General features: G+C 66.0%; 13 protein-coding genes and 2 pseudogenes. 7 read left to right on the top strand and 8 right to left on the bottom strand.

Annotated features, from left to right (window positions below; translation table 11 throughout):
* On the top strand, positions 1–215 hold a 215-nt coding region (locus tag AC069I_RS35375; RefSeq protein WP_478267329.1), incomplete at its 5' end, for a hypothetical protein.
* Between the two features lie 217 nt (positions 216–432).
* On the opposite strand, the gene AC069I_RS35370 is transcribed toward AC069I_RS35375, so the two are convergent.
* From AC069I_RS35370 to AC069I_RS35350, 5 genes are all read right to left on the bottom strand, one after another.
* Positions 433–702, bottom strand: a complete 270-nt coding sequence (locus AC069I_RS35370) for a hypothetical protein (protein ID WP_478225877.1) — start codon at positions 700–702, stop codon at positions 433–435.
* A 69-nt stretch (positions 703–771) separates the two neighbouring features.
* The gene (locus tag AC069I_RS35365; RefSeq protein ID WP_478267328.1) at positions 772–3,366 is read right to left on the bottom strand and encodes a CHAT domain-containing protein; all 2,595 of its coding nucleotides are present in this window, start codon (positions 3,364–3,366) and stop codon (positions 772–774) included.
* Positions 3,367–3,697: 331 nt separating this feature from the next.
* Positions 3,698–4,369 carry a hypothetical protein gene (locus AC069I_RS35360; RefSeq protein WP_478225879.1) on the bottom strand — a complete coding sequence of 224 codons (672 nt, stop codon included), beginning with the start codon at positions 4,367–4,369 and terminating at the stop codon, positions 3,698–3,700.
* Between the two features lie 1,087 nt (positions 4,370–5,456).
* Entirely contained in the window at positions 5,457–6,104 is a 648-nt protein-coding gene (locus AC069I_RS35355; RefSeq protein WP_478225880.1) for an HdeD family acid-resistance protein, read from the bottom strand.
* Between the two features lie 77 nt (positions 6,105–6,181).
* Positions 6,182–6,610 carry a hypothetical protein gene (locus AC069I_RS35350; RefSeq protein ID WP_478225881.1) on the bottom strand — a complete coding sequence of 143 codons (429 nt, stop codon included), beginning with the start codon at positions 6,608–6,610 and terminating at the stop codon, positions 6,182–6,184.
* 633 nt (positions 6,611–7,243) lie between these two features.
* Between AC069I_RS35350 and AC069I_RS35345 the strand changes: the two are divergent.
* Positions 7,244–8,620: pseudogene (locus AC069I_RS35345) on the top strand (PHP domain-containing protein); the annotation flags it as partial.
* Between the two features lie 201 nt (positions 8,621–8,821).
* On the opposite strand, the gene AC069I_RS35340 reads toward AC069I_RS35345, so the two are convergent.
* Positions 8,822–9,274 carry a hypothetical protein gene (locus AC069I_RS35340; protein WP_478225882.1) on the bottom strand — a complete coding sequence of 151 codons (453 nt, stop codon included), beginning with the start codon at positions 9,272–9,274 and terminating at the stop codon, positions 8,822–8,824.
* 430 nt (positions 9,275–9,704) lie between these two features.
* Here AC069I_RS35340 and AC069I_RS35335 point away from each other — a divergent pair, with 430 nt between their 5' ends.
* The 5 genes and pseudogenes from AC069I_RS35335 (at position 9,705) to AC069I_RS35315 (ending at position 14,032) form a co-directional block, all read left to right on the top strand.
* Positions 9,705–10,385, top strand: a complete 681-nt coding sequence (locus tag AC069I_RS35335) for a hypothetical protein (protein WP_478225883.1) — start codon at positions 9,705–9,707, stop codon at positions 10,383–10,385.
* 1 nt (position 10,386) lies between these two features.
* A complete protein-coding gene (locus AC069I_RS35330; protein ID WP_478225884.1) occupies positions 10,387–11,508 on the top strand; it encodes a sensor histidine kinase in 1,122 nt (373 codons plus the stop codon).
* The gene (locus tag AC069I_RS35325) at positions 11,505–12,146 is read left to right on the top strand and encodes a response regulator (protein WP_478267327.1); all 642 of its coding nucleotides are present in this window, start codon (positions 11,505–11,507) and stop codon (positions 12,144–12,146) included. Before AC069I_RS35330 ends, AC069I_RS35325 begins: the two co-directional genes overlap by 4 nt.
* Before the next feature lie 47 nt (positions 12,147–12,193).
* Positions 12,194–13,062, top strand: a pseudogene (locus AC069I_RS35320) (IS5 family transposase).
* 556 nt (positions 13,063–13,618) lie between these two features.
* Positions 13,619–14,032 carry a hypothetical protein gene (locus AC069I_RS35315; RefSeq protein WP_478225886.1) on the top strand — a complete coding sequence of 138 codons (414 nt, stop codon included), beginning with the start codon at positions 13,619–13,621 and terminating at the stop codon, positions 14,030–14,032.
* On the opposite strand, the gene AC069I_RS35310 is transcribed toward AC069I_RS35315, so the two are convergent.
* Together AC069I_RS35310 and AC069I_RS35305 are read right to left on the bottom strand one after the other, a co-directional pair.
* Entirely contained in the window at positions 13,979–15,916 is a 1,938-nt protein-coding gene (locus AC069I_RS35310) for a site-specific integrase (protein ID WP_478225887.1), read from the bottom strand. The genes AC069I_RS35315 and AC069I_RS35310 overlap by 54 nt on opposite strands.
* Positions 15,913–17,094, bottom strand: coding sequence for a tyrosine-type recombinase/integrase (locus tag AC069I_RS35305; protein WP_478225888.1), 1,182 nt, complete (start codon positions 17,092–17,094; stop codon positions 15,913–15,915). The genes AC069I_RS35310 and AC069I_RS35305 overlap by 4 nt, the downstream gene beginning before the upstream one ends.
* Positions 17,095–17,108 lie beyond the last annotated feature (14 nt).

The following is a 17,108-nucleotide window of genomic DNA, read 5'->3' as shown; positions in this document are numbered from 1 at the left end:
TGATGGCGGTGGCCAGCAGCACCCTCGACGGTCGACCCGTCGCCATCACCGCCAGCGAAGACGACACCGTGCGGGTCTGGGACCTGGACACCGGCGACGAGGTCGCAATCTTCGACCTTCGCAGTATTCGCGGCGTAGCGATTGGGCCGGGGGGTGAACTCATCATTGCGGCAGGGTGGGATCTCACAGTCCTAGATCACATCGCGAGACGCTGAATCCGCGGAGGAACGGCCACTTCCCACGTGCCAGAAAGTCTGGGGAAACCCGTTGTGGCGGCGGCAACATAGCTTCTTTCTACTGGTGCAGTGCACATATTCGATCGTGCGGAATTGGCCAGACCCATCTCGCTCATGTCCCGGCGGCGTCGGTCAGCGACGCCTCACAGGTGGCGCACAGCCCTTCGTTGGTGAGTCGCGCGACCGGGTTGGGTAGTTACGGTTCGTCGATGACAGCGCGTAGGGTGCGGTAGAGCCGCCGGAACAGAGCTTGCTGGTCCTTTCTCCCTGCGTAGCGGTGGGGCTGATGTAATGGGGTCTCGGTACCGGCGAAGGTACGAGTCAGGTCGGCGAGGTGGCGACGTACGACGCGGGCGCCGTTGGCCTTGAAGTTGGTCGCCGCCCGCTTCTGTTCCGGCGGAGTGAGAGTTGGGTCGGCGGGCGGCTTGCGGTCGGGAGCGAACAGCACCAGTTCCAGACGGTTCATCGCCACGCCTGGCGATGCCGATATGGGCTTCGGCGGCGCTGAGCCCGATCGTGAAATGAGCCACGACGGTTACCCGCCCAGATAAATGAACGCGCCCCAGTCTCGATAACTGGGATGATGCTCGCGGGTGTGTCGCTGAGCCTTGTGAAAGGCGGACACGGGCGCGATATTTTCACGCAGGCCGGTGTAGAACCGGACGAAGAAGGTGTGGGCCACGTCCGGAGCGACCGGCCACAGCGCACCGACGACTGCGTGTGCGCCCGCACGCAGGAACGCGGCGGCAAGTCCGTGCAAATTGTCGTGGAAGTCGTATCGCAGGAGGGCGGACTCACAAGCGCTCAGCGTCACCAATTCGACGCCTCGCAGATCCTGCCGGAGAATATCGATGGCATGGAGCGACGTTCCCTCCAGATAGACCCTGGCGAACATCGGCGCGTCCGCGTCTTGACGGCCATGGGCGGCGATATGGAGGTATCGCCGACCGGGTAGCTGTTTGAAAACGGCGGAGGGAGTGGCGTCCTCGCCGACAAGGGCGGCGGAGCCGAATAGTGCCGCGATGTGCCGTGCTTGTTCGTGGAGTGAAGGCTCTTCGGTCAGTCCTACCGGGACACCACCGGCGGCCGAAGCGACCGCGAGCACGCCGCCGGGCGCGGCTGCGGCCGGGCGGAAGAGGCATTCCGTGGACGGGATGACACTGATCGCGAATCTGTCGGCGAAGATCCCGTCTCCGAACGGGATTAGATGCAACGGCAGGAAATACGTCGACTCGTGTGGCCACAGGATCAGGTGGTCCCGCTGCGGGCCCGCGATCTCGTCGAGTGCACGGAGAAAGGGCTCATGCAAGTAGCCGGCGATATCCCGCAGCTCGGCGGTCGCCGCGCGGGTGACCACCCGATGCAGCGGCTCGTCGGTCACTGCCCGGCGCAATGACTCGACCGCACGGCCGAAGTCCGAGAAGACCGTCTGACCGATTTCGAGGTCGTCCCCGGGAAGCGTGAGACTGCTCAGCATCCGTCCAGGTTTGACCGGGTCGTACATGCCCGCGATCATGGCCTTGTCGGAGGTGATGATCATGCCGTGATATCCGCGGGTCAGCTTGGCCCCCGCGGCCCCGACCAGCAAGGCGAGCAGTACCGCGTCCTTGGGCAGCGCCCGTTGGATCTCCTGGAGCGATCGGGCAGGCGCTCCGGCGGTGGAGAGCAGCAGCCGGTCGGTGTCGGAGGTTTGGATCCGGCGACGCAGGTTCCGCTGTTGCTCGGCCGGCGTCGCGCCGGGCTCGCGTTCTGCCGGTTGCAGATAGGCACTGAGCAACATCTCGTCGTCGACGAATTCCGTGATCGGGCTGTCTCGTTCGATCTCCGCCGTCGACAGGTCTGTCAGCGGCCATTCGTTCCGCGGATCCGGCGTCATCGGGCCTGGAGCCGCCAGCGCCACGCTCAATCCGCGGCCTTTGACCTGTTGGAGAACGCTCAGCACGGCCTCGATTGTGATCGAGCGGTCGGCGACCCATCGGCCGAGCAAGGAGGTGAGGCAGTCGTTCATGATCGACCACGCGGCCTCGGGCAGATACGGCAGGACGTCGCGGCCGAGTTCCGTCAAGTCTTCCACCACGCCGCGATCCAGGTCCACGAGATCCTCGGACGACGCGGCCTCCAGCAGCTGCGCGACGGCGTCGAGGGAGAACGTCGCCCAATCCGTGTGGGACCACTCGGCGAGCGCGCGGGCAGCGGCGATGAGCGCGGGCACCGATCGGGCCGGTGAGTGGTTCAGCTCCATACGCGACCGATAAGCGGCTACATGCGTCGAGACCCTGGCGAGCCTGTCGGTCAGTTCTGGGGCGTACTCTCGCACGGCTTCGGCGGCCCGGCCATCGGAGGCGTCGTAGGTATGGATGAGCGCGTGGATCCGGCCCAAGGCTACAGCCCAGCCGGCAAGTCCTTCCTCGTCCTCGTCCGTGGGTGGGCCGGCCCGCTCCAGTTCGAGGCAGCTTGGGAGCTCGTCCGGGACGCAATGGGCGATCGCGATTTCGGCGAACCGGCGCTGACTCTCCATCTCGGGGTCCTCGAGGAGCGGAACCAGCATCCTGATCACCTGCTCGAGCTCCTGCGAGAGTCCCAGCGCGCCGAGCGCCCGCATGGCGGTCATACCGGCGGTGACCGTACTCGCCGGTCCGTCCGGCATGGTGTCCACAAGCGGCGCCACGACATTTCGCGACAACATGGCGCTTTTGCGTCCTCGCAGGCACAGCAGCCAGTACAGGCGATTGCACGCCAGTTCGTTCCGGCCGACGGGAAGCAGCGTCATCGCTTCGGTACACCAGGCATCCACGACGGATAGATCGACATCGCCGCCTGCTTCGTGCCTGCTGTACTCGGCGAAGGCCATCTGAGCGAGAATCGCGCCCCTGTGGGCTTCTTTCGCTTCAACGCAAGCCTTCCGGAAATGGTTCACGGCGGCGGCCAACTCGGTCGCCGCATCGGGCATATCCGGATCGGCGACGCCGGAGGACGACAGGCGCCGAACCCGCCACCGCGCCTGCTGGCGACGGAACCCGCGGTGGACCTTGTACTCGATGTTGACCGGGTCCAGGGCGTACGGAGCCAGGCGCAGCATCCCGCCCCAATAGTGATCGTGGCTGTCGGCGAGCCCGATCTTCTCGGCCACAGCGACAGCACGCCGATACAGCCGGACGTCGTCCCGAAACGTCAACACCTCGGTCGCCGCCCGGACGAAGACTTGCCCGGTCGCCCGTACCGCCACCGGGTCCGAGGCGTAAACGACCGCCCACTCGTAGATGAGTTCGCTCAGCAGGCAACCCAGATGCCGGTCGTCCCACGCGACGCGCAATACCCCTGACGCCAGACTCAGCAGGTCGTCCGTAGCGAGCCAGCCGGGATCCTCGCGCACCCGCCGGCGAGCCTCTCCTTCGCTGATCGAGCCGATCCGGACAAGCCGCAGCAACGCGACCAGGTGCCCGACCGCAGGATCCTGCATGTCAACTCGCCGACAACCGGATGGTCCGCACTGACGCCGGGATGTCCGCTCGATACGGGACCAGGCCGAACCGGCGCTCCCGTCTTGTCGCGGCCAGCGCGAGGTCCGCACGGCACGCCACTCTCGCGGACGTGCGTGCCACAAGCCTCAAGTGGTGTACACCCACGAGATTCACCGCAGCGGTAGCGGTGAACACCCATTCGCTCTGGCTTTCCCCCTCACCTTGCGCGACCAGATGCTGCACGTCCGTCTCGTACTCAGTGGCTCGTTCCAGGGCGCCGTCCACCGGGATGAACTTCCCTGCAGGACCGAGTGTCACCACCCGCTTTCGGCGCACCGGTGTGGCCATTCGAAGGGGCTCCATCGACCACACCACCGGATCGGGCACACCGGCGACCCGCGCCTGCCGCAGTTCCACGGACAGCAACGCACTGACGATCGGCGAATCACCCGAGCGGAAAGTGCAACTCAGGTGCACAAGGTAGTAGTGGTGGTCCTCCGCTTCCGCGTCCAGCAGGGCGGCCAATTCCTCCGACACCCCCGGTGTATCCGGGCCGAGCCGGATCGCGTCCGTTCTCCCGAGACTGACCTGCCCTGGGACCACAAGGTCGTCGAGGCCACCGAGCGTCCGCCTCCGTACCAGGTCGACTTCGACCTCGGACAGTTCAGCCACTGGCGGTTCAGCTTGCATACGCCCTCCCCGGAACACTCGCGCGGTCCAGGTTAACGGTCCGAACCGGACCGGGCACGCGCGGCGACGGCGGATCAGTCGTCTGCCTGAAGCCCCTTGTCGATCAGGGTTTCGGCGGTTTCGCGACCCACCCGGAGGACGGGGGCGGCGCGGTCGTGTCGTGATCGGTGAACTCGTAGACGTGACGGTCCGCACGCGCACGGCGGCGCGGAGGTCGGCGATCATCCTGCCGCGCATCAGGTCGGACAAGGGCCAAGGCGGTCGCGGTGATGGCGACTGCCTCCGGCAGGTCAGCGATCACGCCGGTCAGTACCGTCGCGCCCAGCCCTCCAGAATCGCCTTGAATCCCGTCGTCTCCGGATCAAGGAACTACACACCCTCAGTGAGCATCATGCGGGCCGTGCCAGCCAAGTCGTCCTCCATCTCCCGCATGTTTCATCAGACACAACGATCTGGCGTTGGGTTGCGGTAGGCTTCACGCGTTCGGGCTAAAGTCAAAACGTCGATCGAACTGCCCGATGGCGGCGTTCGTCACTCCACCTTGGACGCGCGGCTTGACGCCCTCGGAAATGTCGGCAAGCCTGCGAACTGCTGAAACGTAGCGCGTTAGTCCTGTTGTGATAGATGCAACTCCACTCATTCTTGTGACGACAGCTGTTAGTTGGCACCACGATTTCGCCTGACGTGGCGTATCTCGGTCGGGTACAGGTGATGGATGGCATGAACGACAGGTGCTGCTTGGCACGAAACCTGGCGGGTGTGTCGTATGTTGGTGGCCAGTTTGAACTCCCCGCTTGCGTGCAGCTGGGTGGATCTGGCGTGGAGCGCGTCGTCGTTCGTCGACGGCTCTGCGCGGCTGCGGCTGGAGGACTGGCCTCGCCGGTGGTCGGCGGTGGTTCGTCTCGGCGGCGGTCAACCTTCGGTTGTTTGTCGCCCTGCGTGTGCCAGCGGCCGTGCCGCTAGGACGGCCGCCGTCCGCAGGCCACACCGGACGATTCGACGGCGCGGGCCAGTGGGGCAGACCTGGGAAGCGGCGCGGTCGAGCGCGGGCCGCGCCGCCCCACGATGGCTACTTCGGTGTTGTGCGTGTGTGCTGAGCGTCCGGCTGGGGCGGGTGCTCGAGTGTGCCGGTGGCGGCTTGACCGGGCTGCGCGCCGTGTTGCTCTGCGGCGTGACGGTGTGTCGTGTCCTGCGGTCCGCTGGTCGTCGCTCGGGCGTCTGCTGCGGCCACCAGTGCCGAGATGCCGAAGAAGATGCCGAACAGCCCGAAGACCTGGGCGATGGCCACGGCACCGATGCCCGGGCGCAGCATGACGACCACGCCGAAGGCGATCGACAGCAAGCCCGATAGCGTGTACACCACGCTCCGGCCCGCAGTTCCGCCCTGGCGGACCGCCATGACGATTTCGGCGATCCCCGCGGCGATCGCCCAGATTCCGATCACCAGGACCAGGACCAGCGCCGTGACGCTGGGCCAGATGATCGCGACGACACCCGCGGCGACGTTGATCAAGGCGAACAGCAGGTGCCCGAGGACCGGGCCGGCGCGGCGGGACATGGCCATGAGCACCAGTTCCGTGACGCCGGCGAGGAAGGTGTAGACGGCGAACAAGATGACGAACGCGCCGATGGTGATACCGGGCCAGGCGAGGGCGACGATCCCGACGAGGATGGCGAGGATGCCCCGCCACACCAGCCCGGTGGTGCTGAACCTCATGGTGTGCTCCATCCTGCGAAAGGCCGGAGCCCGGGCATTTCCAGGACGCCCGGGCCGGCCGGGATGTGAGGGAGTTTTCAGTGCCGAGCCGTCAGTTCGTCGGCCTCCGCGCGGCTGACGGCGGCCTCGATGATGGCGTATTCGGCCTGGTCGAGGGCGTAGACCGCGAAGTCGACCGCGACGATCGCGTCCTGTTCGGCATCGTCGGCCCGGTGCTCGGCATGCCGGGTGTCCCGCTCGGTCTTGTGCTCTTCGGCCTTGGCCCGGATGCCGGCGAAGTGGCTGTCCAGCTTGGTGTGCAGCTCGCGCCACTTCGTGTTGGCGTCGGCCCGGGCCTTCGCCATCCGCTCGCTGGCCTTCGCGGGCTGGTTCTCGACGGCGGTCTTCAGCGTGTGCAGCCTGGCCTGCAACCGTTCCCGGTCCTGGGCCACGGCGGCCTGGACGACGTCTTCGGTCTTCTTCGCGCGCGCAGACAGCTCGTTGAGCTCGTCCGAGAGTTGCTTCACCACGAACCCCTTTCAGTATCGACTGTCGGGGGCTGGCCGTTCCTTCGGACCAACCTCCGAATGGACGGCGCACGGGCTCGGTGCCGATGTCGACGCCTTGGCCCGCTCGCGCCGCGTGCCCACCATCGTCGCTCCGCCTGCTCGTCGCTTGGGGCGAAGGTCCCGAGAAATCGGGACGTAGTCCTTGCGTGACCGGAGAGACCCTCACGTCATGACTTCCACGGAAGACCACTGCGCGACCGGGTGCGGAAGGAAGTGCATGATGACGGCCGGAGCGGGCGATCCAAAAGCGCAAGGATCAGCACCGGACAGCATCCAACAACGGGCTCGTCGCGGCCGCGTCGTTGGAGCGCGGACGAGGCTATCGATGCCTTGGGCTAGATATCCCAGTACACCAGGACCGCCTCGTCCTAGTCTGTGGCAACAAGCGCTCACAAGTGACAGATATTGCTCACGGTCACAACAGAGTGGCCTCGGCCACCTCCATGCCAACTAGCGCTGGGAGATGCCAACTAGCGACTGTCGTCACAATTCGGGATTTGACAAAGTTGCAGGTAAGACGCACGATCGCACAGGCGTTCGATGTTGGTGCTGTCTTCCCCACGGCTCCTCTGGTGTGTCGTGGAGTGGTCGATGGCGTGGAGTGGTGGTCCGGCGAGCTGGTCTGAGCTGGAACGGATCGCGTCGGGCCGTCCACCGGCGGGTGACGGTAACGACGCGCCGGCGTGGTCGCGGAAGCGTGAGGGGTACGCGGGGCCGCCGCCAGACCTGATGACGCCGAGGTCGGATGACGGTGGTGGTGCGCTGGCCCGAACCCCGTATGCGGAACTGCACTGTCATTCAAACTTCAGCTTCCTGGATGGGGTGAGTCATCCGGAGGAGCTGGTGGAGGAGGCGGCGCGGCTGGGGCTGGACGCGATCACGCTGACCGATCACGACGGCTTGTACGGGGCGGTGCGGTTCGCCGAGGCCGCGAAAGAGCTCGGTGTCCGCACGGGGTTCGGCGCGGAGTTGTCGCTGGGGCTGACGGAGCCGCAGAACGGGGTGGCGGATCCGGCGGGGACGCATCTGCTGGTGATCGCCCGCGGGCTGGAGGGATATCAGCGGTTGTGCCGGACGATCTCGACCGGGCAGCTGGCGGGGGAGAAGGGCGCCCCGCGGTACGAGCTGGATCAGGTGGTGGAGGACCTGCGTGGCCATGTGCAGGTACTCACCGGGTGCCGTAAGGGCGCGGTACGGCGCGCGCTGGTCGAGTCCGGGCCGGCGGCGGCCGCGGAGGAGCTGCGGGTGCTGGTGGACCGGTTCGGGCGGGACTCGGTCACGGTCGAGCTGATCGATCACGGCCTGCCGCTGGATTCGACACATAACGATCTGCTGGCGGGGATGGCCGCCGAGCTGGGACTGGCGACGGTGGCGACCACGAACGCGCACTACGCGGCCCCGCAGGACGCGGTGTACGCGGACGCGGTCGCGGCGATCCGGGCGCGCCGGAGCATGGAGGACATGCAGGGCTGGCTCCCGGCGGCGGGGATGCAGTTCCTGCGCTCGGGGGAGGAGATGGCGGAGATCTTCGCCCGCTACCCGGGTGCGGTGCAGCGGGCGGCGCTGCTGGGGGTGGAGTGCGCGGTCGACCTCACGTTGGTGGCGCCGGAGTTGCCGCCGTTCCCGGTCCCGGGCGGGCACGACGAGGCGTCCTACCTGCGCGAGCTGACCTACGCCGGTGCGCGGGAGCGGTACGGGACCCGGGACGACGCGCCGCGCGCGTACGCGCAGCTGGACTACGAGCTCGGGGTGATCACCGAGCTGGGGTTTCCGGGGTATTTCCTGATCGTGTGGGACATCGTGCGGTTCGCGCGCGAGTCCGGGATCCTCTGCCAGGGCCGGGGGTCGGCGGCGAACAGCGCGGTGTGTTTCGCGTTGCGGATCACCAGTGTCGACGCCGTGCGCGACGGGCTGCTGTTCGAACGGTTCCTCGCGCCCGAGCGCGACGGCTACCCCGACATCGACGTCTTCACCGGACTAGCCATCGAGGTGACAGCTCCCAGCTCAGCAGGTGTGCCTCGTGACCGACCCGTCTCCTTGAGTTGCATCCTCAGCCAGCTCGGCGGCCTGATGGAACGGCAACGCGCGACCAGCGGCATGAGAGTGCGTTGGTGGTGCATGGTTTCGGCGGCGGTCGCAGCAGCCTGCTCGGTTAAGTGACAGTGGTGATCAACGGTTCGGAGCGGAGGCTGGGTTCGCCGGCGGGGGCCATGGGCGGCCGGTGATCGTCACTGTCTCGATGTGGTGGTGCGGTGCGGCGTCGTGAGGAAGCTCATCGGGGGTGATCAGCCATTCGTCAGCTGAGGACGCGACAGCTAAGTCGCCGGCGTCGAATCTGAGGAGAACTCCGCCCACGGATGGCTCCGTGGAAGACTGCCGGATCAAGGTGGCATCGCGAAGTCGGGAGCCGACGTACCTCGTGAGAAGGTTAGGTGCCTGAGCGGGAGCGACTTTGCCTTCGCCGTACTCGTCCATGTCATAGGAGCTATCGGGCATTGAGTCGTCCAGGTGAAGCAGATCGCCCGTGCCGTGTAGCAGCAGAACAGGTGCGTGGCGAAAATGCAACCAGAACCTCAGCAGGGCGTTCTGCTTGCCTTGGTACCAGTGCCACTCTTCGGTCACCGACTCCAGTGTCAAGCCAAGTCGGGCTCGAAGCAGCGTCGTGGCCCGGGAGCCGTCGTCCGGAGCGAACATCGCCGCAGGATACGGTGCCGGTCAGGCGTGCCGCGAGCGAAATCGAGGCATGATGCCACTGAACTGGCGGCGGTACTGCCTGGCTCGGCTCGTCCGCTCATCGGCATGAGAGCGCGTTAGCGGCGCGCTGTCAGGATCATGGGCCGCTTCTAAAGAGACACGTGGCGTATCCATCGGACGATGCGTTGTGGACGCCCGGCGATCCAGCGTGTCGGCTATGAAACAAACGAACTCAATGCCTGTTCCCGCCGGGTCTGGCCGCTGGTGGCGAACGCCGGCTCTGATGGATCGCAATGCCTGGTTCCCAGGCCGGGTTATCGGGGGCGCGGCGCTTGTGCTCGGCCCACTCCTGTGGTGGATGGGACTGTTCCTGCGGTACCTGGCGTTGCAGTCGGCGGACTTCACGGATGAGCAGTTGGCGAAGTTCGCCCGGCAGACGTTCGCCGCTCCGTCACAGTTGGCGGCCTACCTGCAGAAACCCGCTCTGGTCACGGCGGGATACGCGTGCTTCGCCATCGGCGCCCTTCTGTTGTGGCCGGCGTTCGCCACGCTCGCCCGTGTCGTCGCGTCGCGGGCTCCGGTGCTCGCCTTCTGGGGCGGCACTCTCGTCATCATGAGCCTGATCGCGCGGCTGTGGCGCGCCGGAGTCGATCACACCGCCTTCCAACTGGCCGAATCACAGGGGCTCGACCGAGCAACCGAGTTCGTGCTGGCCAACTACGCGGACATCTCCTACGGTCCCTGGCGCATCGCCGTCACGGCACATGCGTGCCTGTACCTCGGGATGCTGTTGCTGGCGATCGGTGCGTTCCGGTCGGGAACGTTCGGCCTTGGGCGCTGCCTGCTGCTGCTGTGGGCGGGGACGCTGTGGGGAGGTGTGCTCAAGGCGGTGCACCTCGCAGACCTTGTCGAGTACGGTGCCCTGTGCCTGGTATTGGTGCCGTTGGGTGTCCGGGTGCTACGGGACCGGGTCACCGAGCTACGTGCCGATTTGTGTCCGACCAGCGAGGCTCGGCCGTTGCGGCTCCTGAGCTGGTGAAATGCGTAAGCTCATCGAGTGGGATCCGTGCATGCGTGAACGGCTGATGAGGTGGGTGCTTCCGGCCACGGCGTTCTGCGCGGCCTTCCTGCCGGTCACCAGGCCGCCCGGGTTCGGGTTCGCCACGGTGCCGGTGTACGCCCAGGCTGTGGTGGTCGGGTTGATGGCCGCCGCGGCAGCCCGCATGGTGCCGCGACGGCACTGGCCTCTGTTCGCGGTCGCGGCGGCCGACGCGGGGATCCGGTCACCAGGGTTTCTGCTGGCGGTGGCGTCCTGTGTCGCGGCGACAACGTACCGGCGGCCTCGGCACCTGATCGTGTACACGGTGGCCGCCAGCTTGCTGGCTGTGCTGCCCCGGCCCGGTGCCGACTTCGTCTCCTCGGTCGGTGGCGCGCCGCTGTTCGTGTGGTTTCCGTTGATCATCGGGTTGTGGCTGGACGCGCGGGCCCAGGTGGTGGCCGGGCTGCGCGAGCGCGCCGAACGGCTGGTGCTGGAGCAGGCCGCGCATACAGAACAAGCCCGTGCACACGAGCGGGCGCGTATCGCGCGGGACATGCACGACGTGGTGGCCCACAGGGTCTCACTGATGGTCCTTCGGGCGGGGGCACTGGAAATCAACGCAGACGACGAGAAGACCGCGGCCGAGGCCGAGCTCATCCGCGTCACCGGTAAGGAAGCGCTCACCCAACTCAGGGCCGTCCTCGGTGTCCTGGAGCAGGCAGGACAGGACGCATCCCCGCCACGTTTGACGCTGGCTGATCTCGACTGGCTGATCGAGCAGTCCAGATCGGTCGGCGTCGCGGTGGAACGGAGCGATGAGGGAACACCGCGCGAAGTGCCCACCACGGTGGGCCAGATCGCCTACCAGGTCGTCCAGGAGGCATTGACCAACGTGCACAAACACGCCCGCACCGCCACCACACACATCGTGCTGCGGTATCAGCCCTCGACGCTGCAGGTCACCGTCAAGAACACCGCGCCGCGCGGGGCCGCGCCGGCGATGCCCGGCAGTGGGCTCGGACTGAAGGGCCTGCGCGAGCGTGTCGAGACACAGGGTGGCCGTTTCACTGCCCGTCCGGAACCGGATGGCGGCTTCCTGGTCGTCGCGGAGCTTCCGGCATGATCCGGGTGCTCCTCGTCGACGAGGAAGCCCTGGTGCGGACCGGACTCCGCATGATCCTTCAAACCACGGACGACATCGAGGTGGTCGCCGAGGCGAAAACCGGCGCCGAGGCGGTCACCGCCGTCGCCCGTCACCGGCCCGACGTCGTGCTCATGGACGTGCAGATGCCCGGCATGGACGGCGTCACCGCGCTCGCGGAGATCAATCGTTCCGCGAACCCACCCAAGGTCGTCATGCTGACCACCTTCGACCGCGAAGAACACATCTACGGTGCACTGCGCGCGAAGGCGGCAGGATTTCTGTTGAAGGACACCGCCCCGCAGGACTTGATCGCCGCTGTCCGTTCGACGGCGGACGGAAGCGCGGTGCTCTCGCCCACCGTCACCAAGCGGGTCATCGACACCTTCGCCGACACGCATGCCCCGGACACCCGCTCCGCCAGGGAACGCCTGGCCGCTCTCACCGAGCGCGAACGAGAGGTCGCCCGGACGGTGGCCCGGGGGCTGGCCAACGCCGAGATCGCCAGGGAACTCGGCATGACCGAAACCACGGTCAAGGCCCACATCAGCCGGTCACTCACCAAACTCGGACTGACCAACCGGGTACAGATCGCGCTACTCGTCCGCGACGCCGGCTAGGGCGTGTCCTGTAAGTGGTTGAGCTGTGGGTCTGGTAGTTGTGCCCGGTGGCTGGTCGGAGTGAGTTGACGGACAAGGCGTGGGCGGTGATCGAGCCGCTGCTGCCGCCGCGGCAAGGTGGTGGCCGTCGGTGGCGGGATCATCGCCAGGTGATCAATGCGATCCTGTGGAAACTGCGCACCGGCGCTCCCTGGCGTGACTTGCCTGATCGCTACGGGCCCTGGAAGACCGCGCATGAACGACTGCGGTTGTGGACCAAAGACGGCACCTGGGATCGGATCCTGGACCGGGTGATCGTCAAAGACGACGCCGTCGGGGACCTCGAATGGATCATTTCGGTGGACTCGAGTGTGGTCCGGGCGCACCAGCACTCCGCTGGGGCCCGGAAAAAAGGGGATGCGGCAAGGGAATCGAAGCCCTCACCGTCGACGGGGAGGGACTCGGGCGGTCCCGCGGCGGGCTGAGCACCAAGATCCATCTCGCTGTCGACGGACGGGGTTTGCCGATGCGGTTCCTGCTCACCCCGGGCCAAGCCGGGGACAATCCGCAACTGGTTCCGCTGCTGGACGACATCAGTGTCGCCCGCATCGGACCGGGGCGTCCGCGGTGCCGGCCGGAGACGGTGATCGCGGACAAAGCCTATTCGCATCCCTCGACCCGCCAGGCGATGCGGGACCGGCAGATCACGTTTGTCAGCCCGGACCGCGATGACCAGATCGCCCGCCGCGTCGCCAAAGGCTCCCGCGGCGGGCGACCACCGGCCTTCGACGCAGAGGTCTACAAACAGCGCAACGTGATCGGACGGTGCTTCAACCGCCTCAAACAATTCCGCGACCTGGCCACCCGCTACGCCAAACGCGCCGCCTACTACCAGGCCGAACTCACCATCGCCGCCATCATCCTCTGGCTCCGATGACTTACAGGACACGACCTAGTCAGGCGAGCGGGGAACGTCCACCAGCCCGATCGTGATGCTCGAGGCCTTCGGCGGGCACCCGTGTAGAGCTACGTTCTTCAAGGTCGGACTTTCCGCGTAGCGAGAGCACCTGATTGATCTCAAGCTCTAGCAACTGCGCGACACGGGCACATTCCGCCCAGCACTGTCCCTTCACCTGCCGCCTTGAATCTACCGGGGTCGGACTTCCGTGGGCAGCGCAGCACCAGATGCCGGGACGGTCTGTCAACGGACAGACGAATCCAGAGCCGGGCTTCATGATCAGCGCGGTCACAAGGCAGCCAGCGCCACAACCAGTCCACGACCCCGGAACAGTCGAACCTGAGACTCTACGAAAATCGGCGCGGAACCGACACCGAAGTCGCCGTTCGCGCCACCAGAAACACAGTCACCGTCCAGCACGATTCTCGGTGATGATCGGCATGCCGAGGCTGACCGGGCTCCTGTCCTCACGAGAAAGCGTCTTGTCGAGCGCGACGAGCTTCCGCGTGGCTTCGTTCAGGCTGGTTTCAAGGCCTTGAACTTCACCGAGCCAGCCGTTGAGTTTCGCTTCCTGGATACGGTCGCGGAGGTTGACGATGATCTCGGCCAGACGAGGCCGGGCACGGGGGTCCAGCCGGAGGCTGGGGCAACGGATACAGGCGTGCTCGTGTTGGCAGGGCGTGCCGTAGGGCCTTCCGCATTCGCCGAGTTCGAGCTTGCGGACCTGGAAGTGCTGTTGGAACTCTTGCCATTCCTGGTCGGTGGGTTCACGGTATTCTGCTTGAGGTCGTTCGGATCGTCGCCGGTCGACGTAGGCTCGATACGAGCGGATGAGTTCCTCGTCGAAAATGGCCAGGTATGCCGCAGTGGTGTTGATGTTGGCGTGGCCGAGCAGTCAGGCGAGGATGTGGACGGGCAGGCCGCCGCTGATCGCGTCAGTAGCGAATAGCCGGCGGAAGTCGTGCGGTGTGAAACGCAACGCTTCCCCGGCCGTGTCGCGCAGGCCGGCTTTGGCCAGCAGTTGGTTGAGCAACTCCTGGACAGTACGATGGCTGGGCACTTTCCAGCGCCAGCCGACCTTACGCTGGAACAGGTGCGGTAAAGGGCTCCCGACGAGCCGCTCGTGCGAGTCGTAGCGGCTGGTCAGCGGAACGGTGCCGCCGTTGTGTCGTCGGAGCCGGGTGATGATCGCCGCGAGAACGCTGGCCAGTTCCGGGCTGACGAGGAGCAGTCGTTCTTCATGGCTCTTGGAAGGAACGATCTGCAGCATCGGAATGATCTCGCCGGTGTCCGGAAGCTGGTAGGACACCAGGGCGAGATGGGTGAGTTCGAGCAGTTCCTCTGCCCGGACACCGGTGTGGCGGAGCGTCTCCACCATCGCCCATGTCCAGAACGCCTCGTCCTCGGCGCGCGTCAGGTCGGCCCGTTCGCCGGTGGCCAGGTTCTCGACGACCGTGGTCGCCGGGTGTTGATCTCGCCGAGTGCCAGCCTGGTGTGACGTGCCGATGACGCGCTGATAGTGCTGTGCGTCATGGCTGAATCTTGCGCCTGGCGAGGCGGTCTGAGCAGTCTGGAGAAAGGCCGCGTAGTTGGTGCGTTGTTGTTCGGCGAGGTCGACCAGCGCGGGAAGGCTCGGCAGGCGGTCTCGGACTCGTTGGTGCATTCTGGCGGTGGTGGCTTTCCTTGCCTTGGCGATGCCGGTGGTCTCGCCGCGACGCACTGGGCTGGGAGCAGCCCACGTAATCCAGCTCGGATCGTCCTGGGCCCACTCCTGAATATCGAGGTAGAAGCTGCGAACCTGTTGCAAAATCTCGAAATATGCCTTTCGTGGCCGTGTTGTGCCGTCCTTGCGGGTCACCACACGCAGCCGCTGCTTCCACGCCTCTGCGACCTCTGGCAACAGGGCAAGACTGTCGATGCCGGGGTGGTGCTGTTCGAGATCAGTCCAGAAGTTCCTAACCAGCCGGACAGTCAGGTTGGCGACGGTGCTGTAGTCCTGTGAGGTGCGACGTTCCTCGAGATAGCGGACAAGCACGTCGCGTATTGGTTTGCACCTGACCCTGTAGGCATCGACCAGGTCTGCCATAGACCGCTGGCCGAACCTGATCGCGTCTCGTAGCGTGTCGTGCTCGCCGAGGTCAGCGACTCCACGCAGAAGGTCCCACGCGGCATGGGCACCTCGGCTATGGCCAGCGGGCGTGCGGACCGCGGCTCGGTAGGCAAGCACATCCGCAGCGGTCAGCGACTCCACCGCGCGTCCGGTGTGGATGCTCATTTTTGCGATGGTCCCCCGGCCCTCACGAACGTGGTGGGCCGCTATCCGCAGTTCGGTCGCGCGCTCGTCGAGTGAGGAACGGACGTCAGGAGGGGTCGTTCGCAGCAACTCCTCACACATGCCGGGTGGGTGGAAGACGGCTAGGAACTTGTAGCTGGGCAACAGAACGCGGCAGAGAATCAAAGTCGTCACTCCGCTCGAGAATTCGGTACGGATCGTGTGCAGGCTGCGAGTGTCCGTGGGGTTGGCAGTTCCGAGCCACGTCGTGTTGTTCTCGCCATCCACGCCAGTCGAGAGCCATCTCTGCTGCCATCCGTCTCCGGGGCAGGTCATGAGCCAGGTGAGTACTGCGCGCGTTCCGGAGCGCCGCAGCGAACGTGTGCCGTCTGCGGCATCCGCCCATAGCGGCAGTGTCGGCAGGAGGCCCTCGACGTCGTCGGCGGCAAGATGGTTGTACGGGCCAACCCGGTCTGCGCTGCTGGCGAGGTTGTCGTGAAGCTGAAACAGTGGTGAAGGCTTGGCCGATGGACGCTGTGGCGAGTTCACGGTTTCCGTCATTTCGCCTCGCCGCCGAACAACACGTCCAGATCCGCTGCGTCGTATCCGGCTGCCGGCGGCACGACTTTCTCCGAGACGCGGCTTGCCCGATGTGTCAAATGCTGCTGAACCCGACCGATCACTTCGGACTCGGCTTCTTCGAGGTAGATGTCCGCGGTGGTCGAGAGGTGTTGGTGGCCAAGGATGTTCTGCACGTCCTTCATTGACAGGTTCTTGTCTCTGGCCATCCTTAGTGCACACGTGTGCCGTAGGTCGTGCATGGACCAGTTGGTTCCGAGTGCGGCGTTGACACGTCGCAATACCGCTCGGAGGGCGTCGTAGTTCACCGGATGGTGGTGTAGCCCGTGTCCATGGTCGCGTCGGCGCAAGGTCCGCCACAGCGGCTGATCTGGTTCCAGCGGGGAACCGAGTTTGGCGAGGTAGAGCATGAGCCACACAAAGGCGTCCGGACTGACCGGCAACCACTGCTCGGACTCGCTGCCTTTCCGGCGCACCCGAACGCGCTGGTCGCCCCAGTCGATGTCACAACTTCGAATTCCCAGCAGTTCGGTCGCGCGGGCTGCGTTGCTGATCGCCATCGCCAGCATGGCGCGATCCCGGTTGGACCGCAGGGCGCTGAACACAGCGTTCCACTGCGCGTCGGACATAGCCCGCGGGGTGCGCTTCGGGATCTTCGGGTTGTAGCGGAGCCTGCCACCAGGACGGAAGGGCTGCAGTGGGTTGTGGTGCGCGTTGGCGCGGCGGCCGCGCGTAGCCAGCGGTACCGGGTTGACCAGACCCACTTCAGAGTCCAGCCAGAACTCATAGAAGCTGCGCAACACCGCGTTGCTGTGCCGCACAGTTCGCGGCTCATATCCATCGCCGAGATAACGCTTACGGGTCAACGGATTCACCGTGCCTGCCGTCGCCGCTGAGCCTCTGCGCGGCGAGTTGCGCAGTTTGTCCGCTTGCCCCAGCCACAACACGAGATCCCGCACCTCGGCTGAACTCGCTCTGTTCCATGCGACCTCCACCGCGATCAACCAGCGCCACCACCGCAACAGGGCGTAGGCGTAGCTGCGCACCGAGCTCGGACGATTGCCCCTTGCGACGAAGTCAGCCAGAAAACGACGGACGGCCTCAACCGGAACACCGTCGGGGTCCACGACCAGCCAGGGCACCACGCCGGCCGCGTGCACGACACGTCCCCACC

The organism is Amycolatopsis sp. NPDC043885, assembly GCF_056435685.1.
Note: the sequence above shows the minus strand (reverse complement) of the source record. Positions and strands in the feature narration are given on the sequence as shown.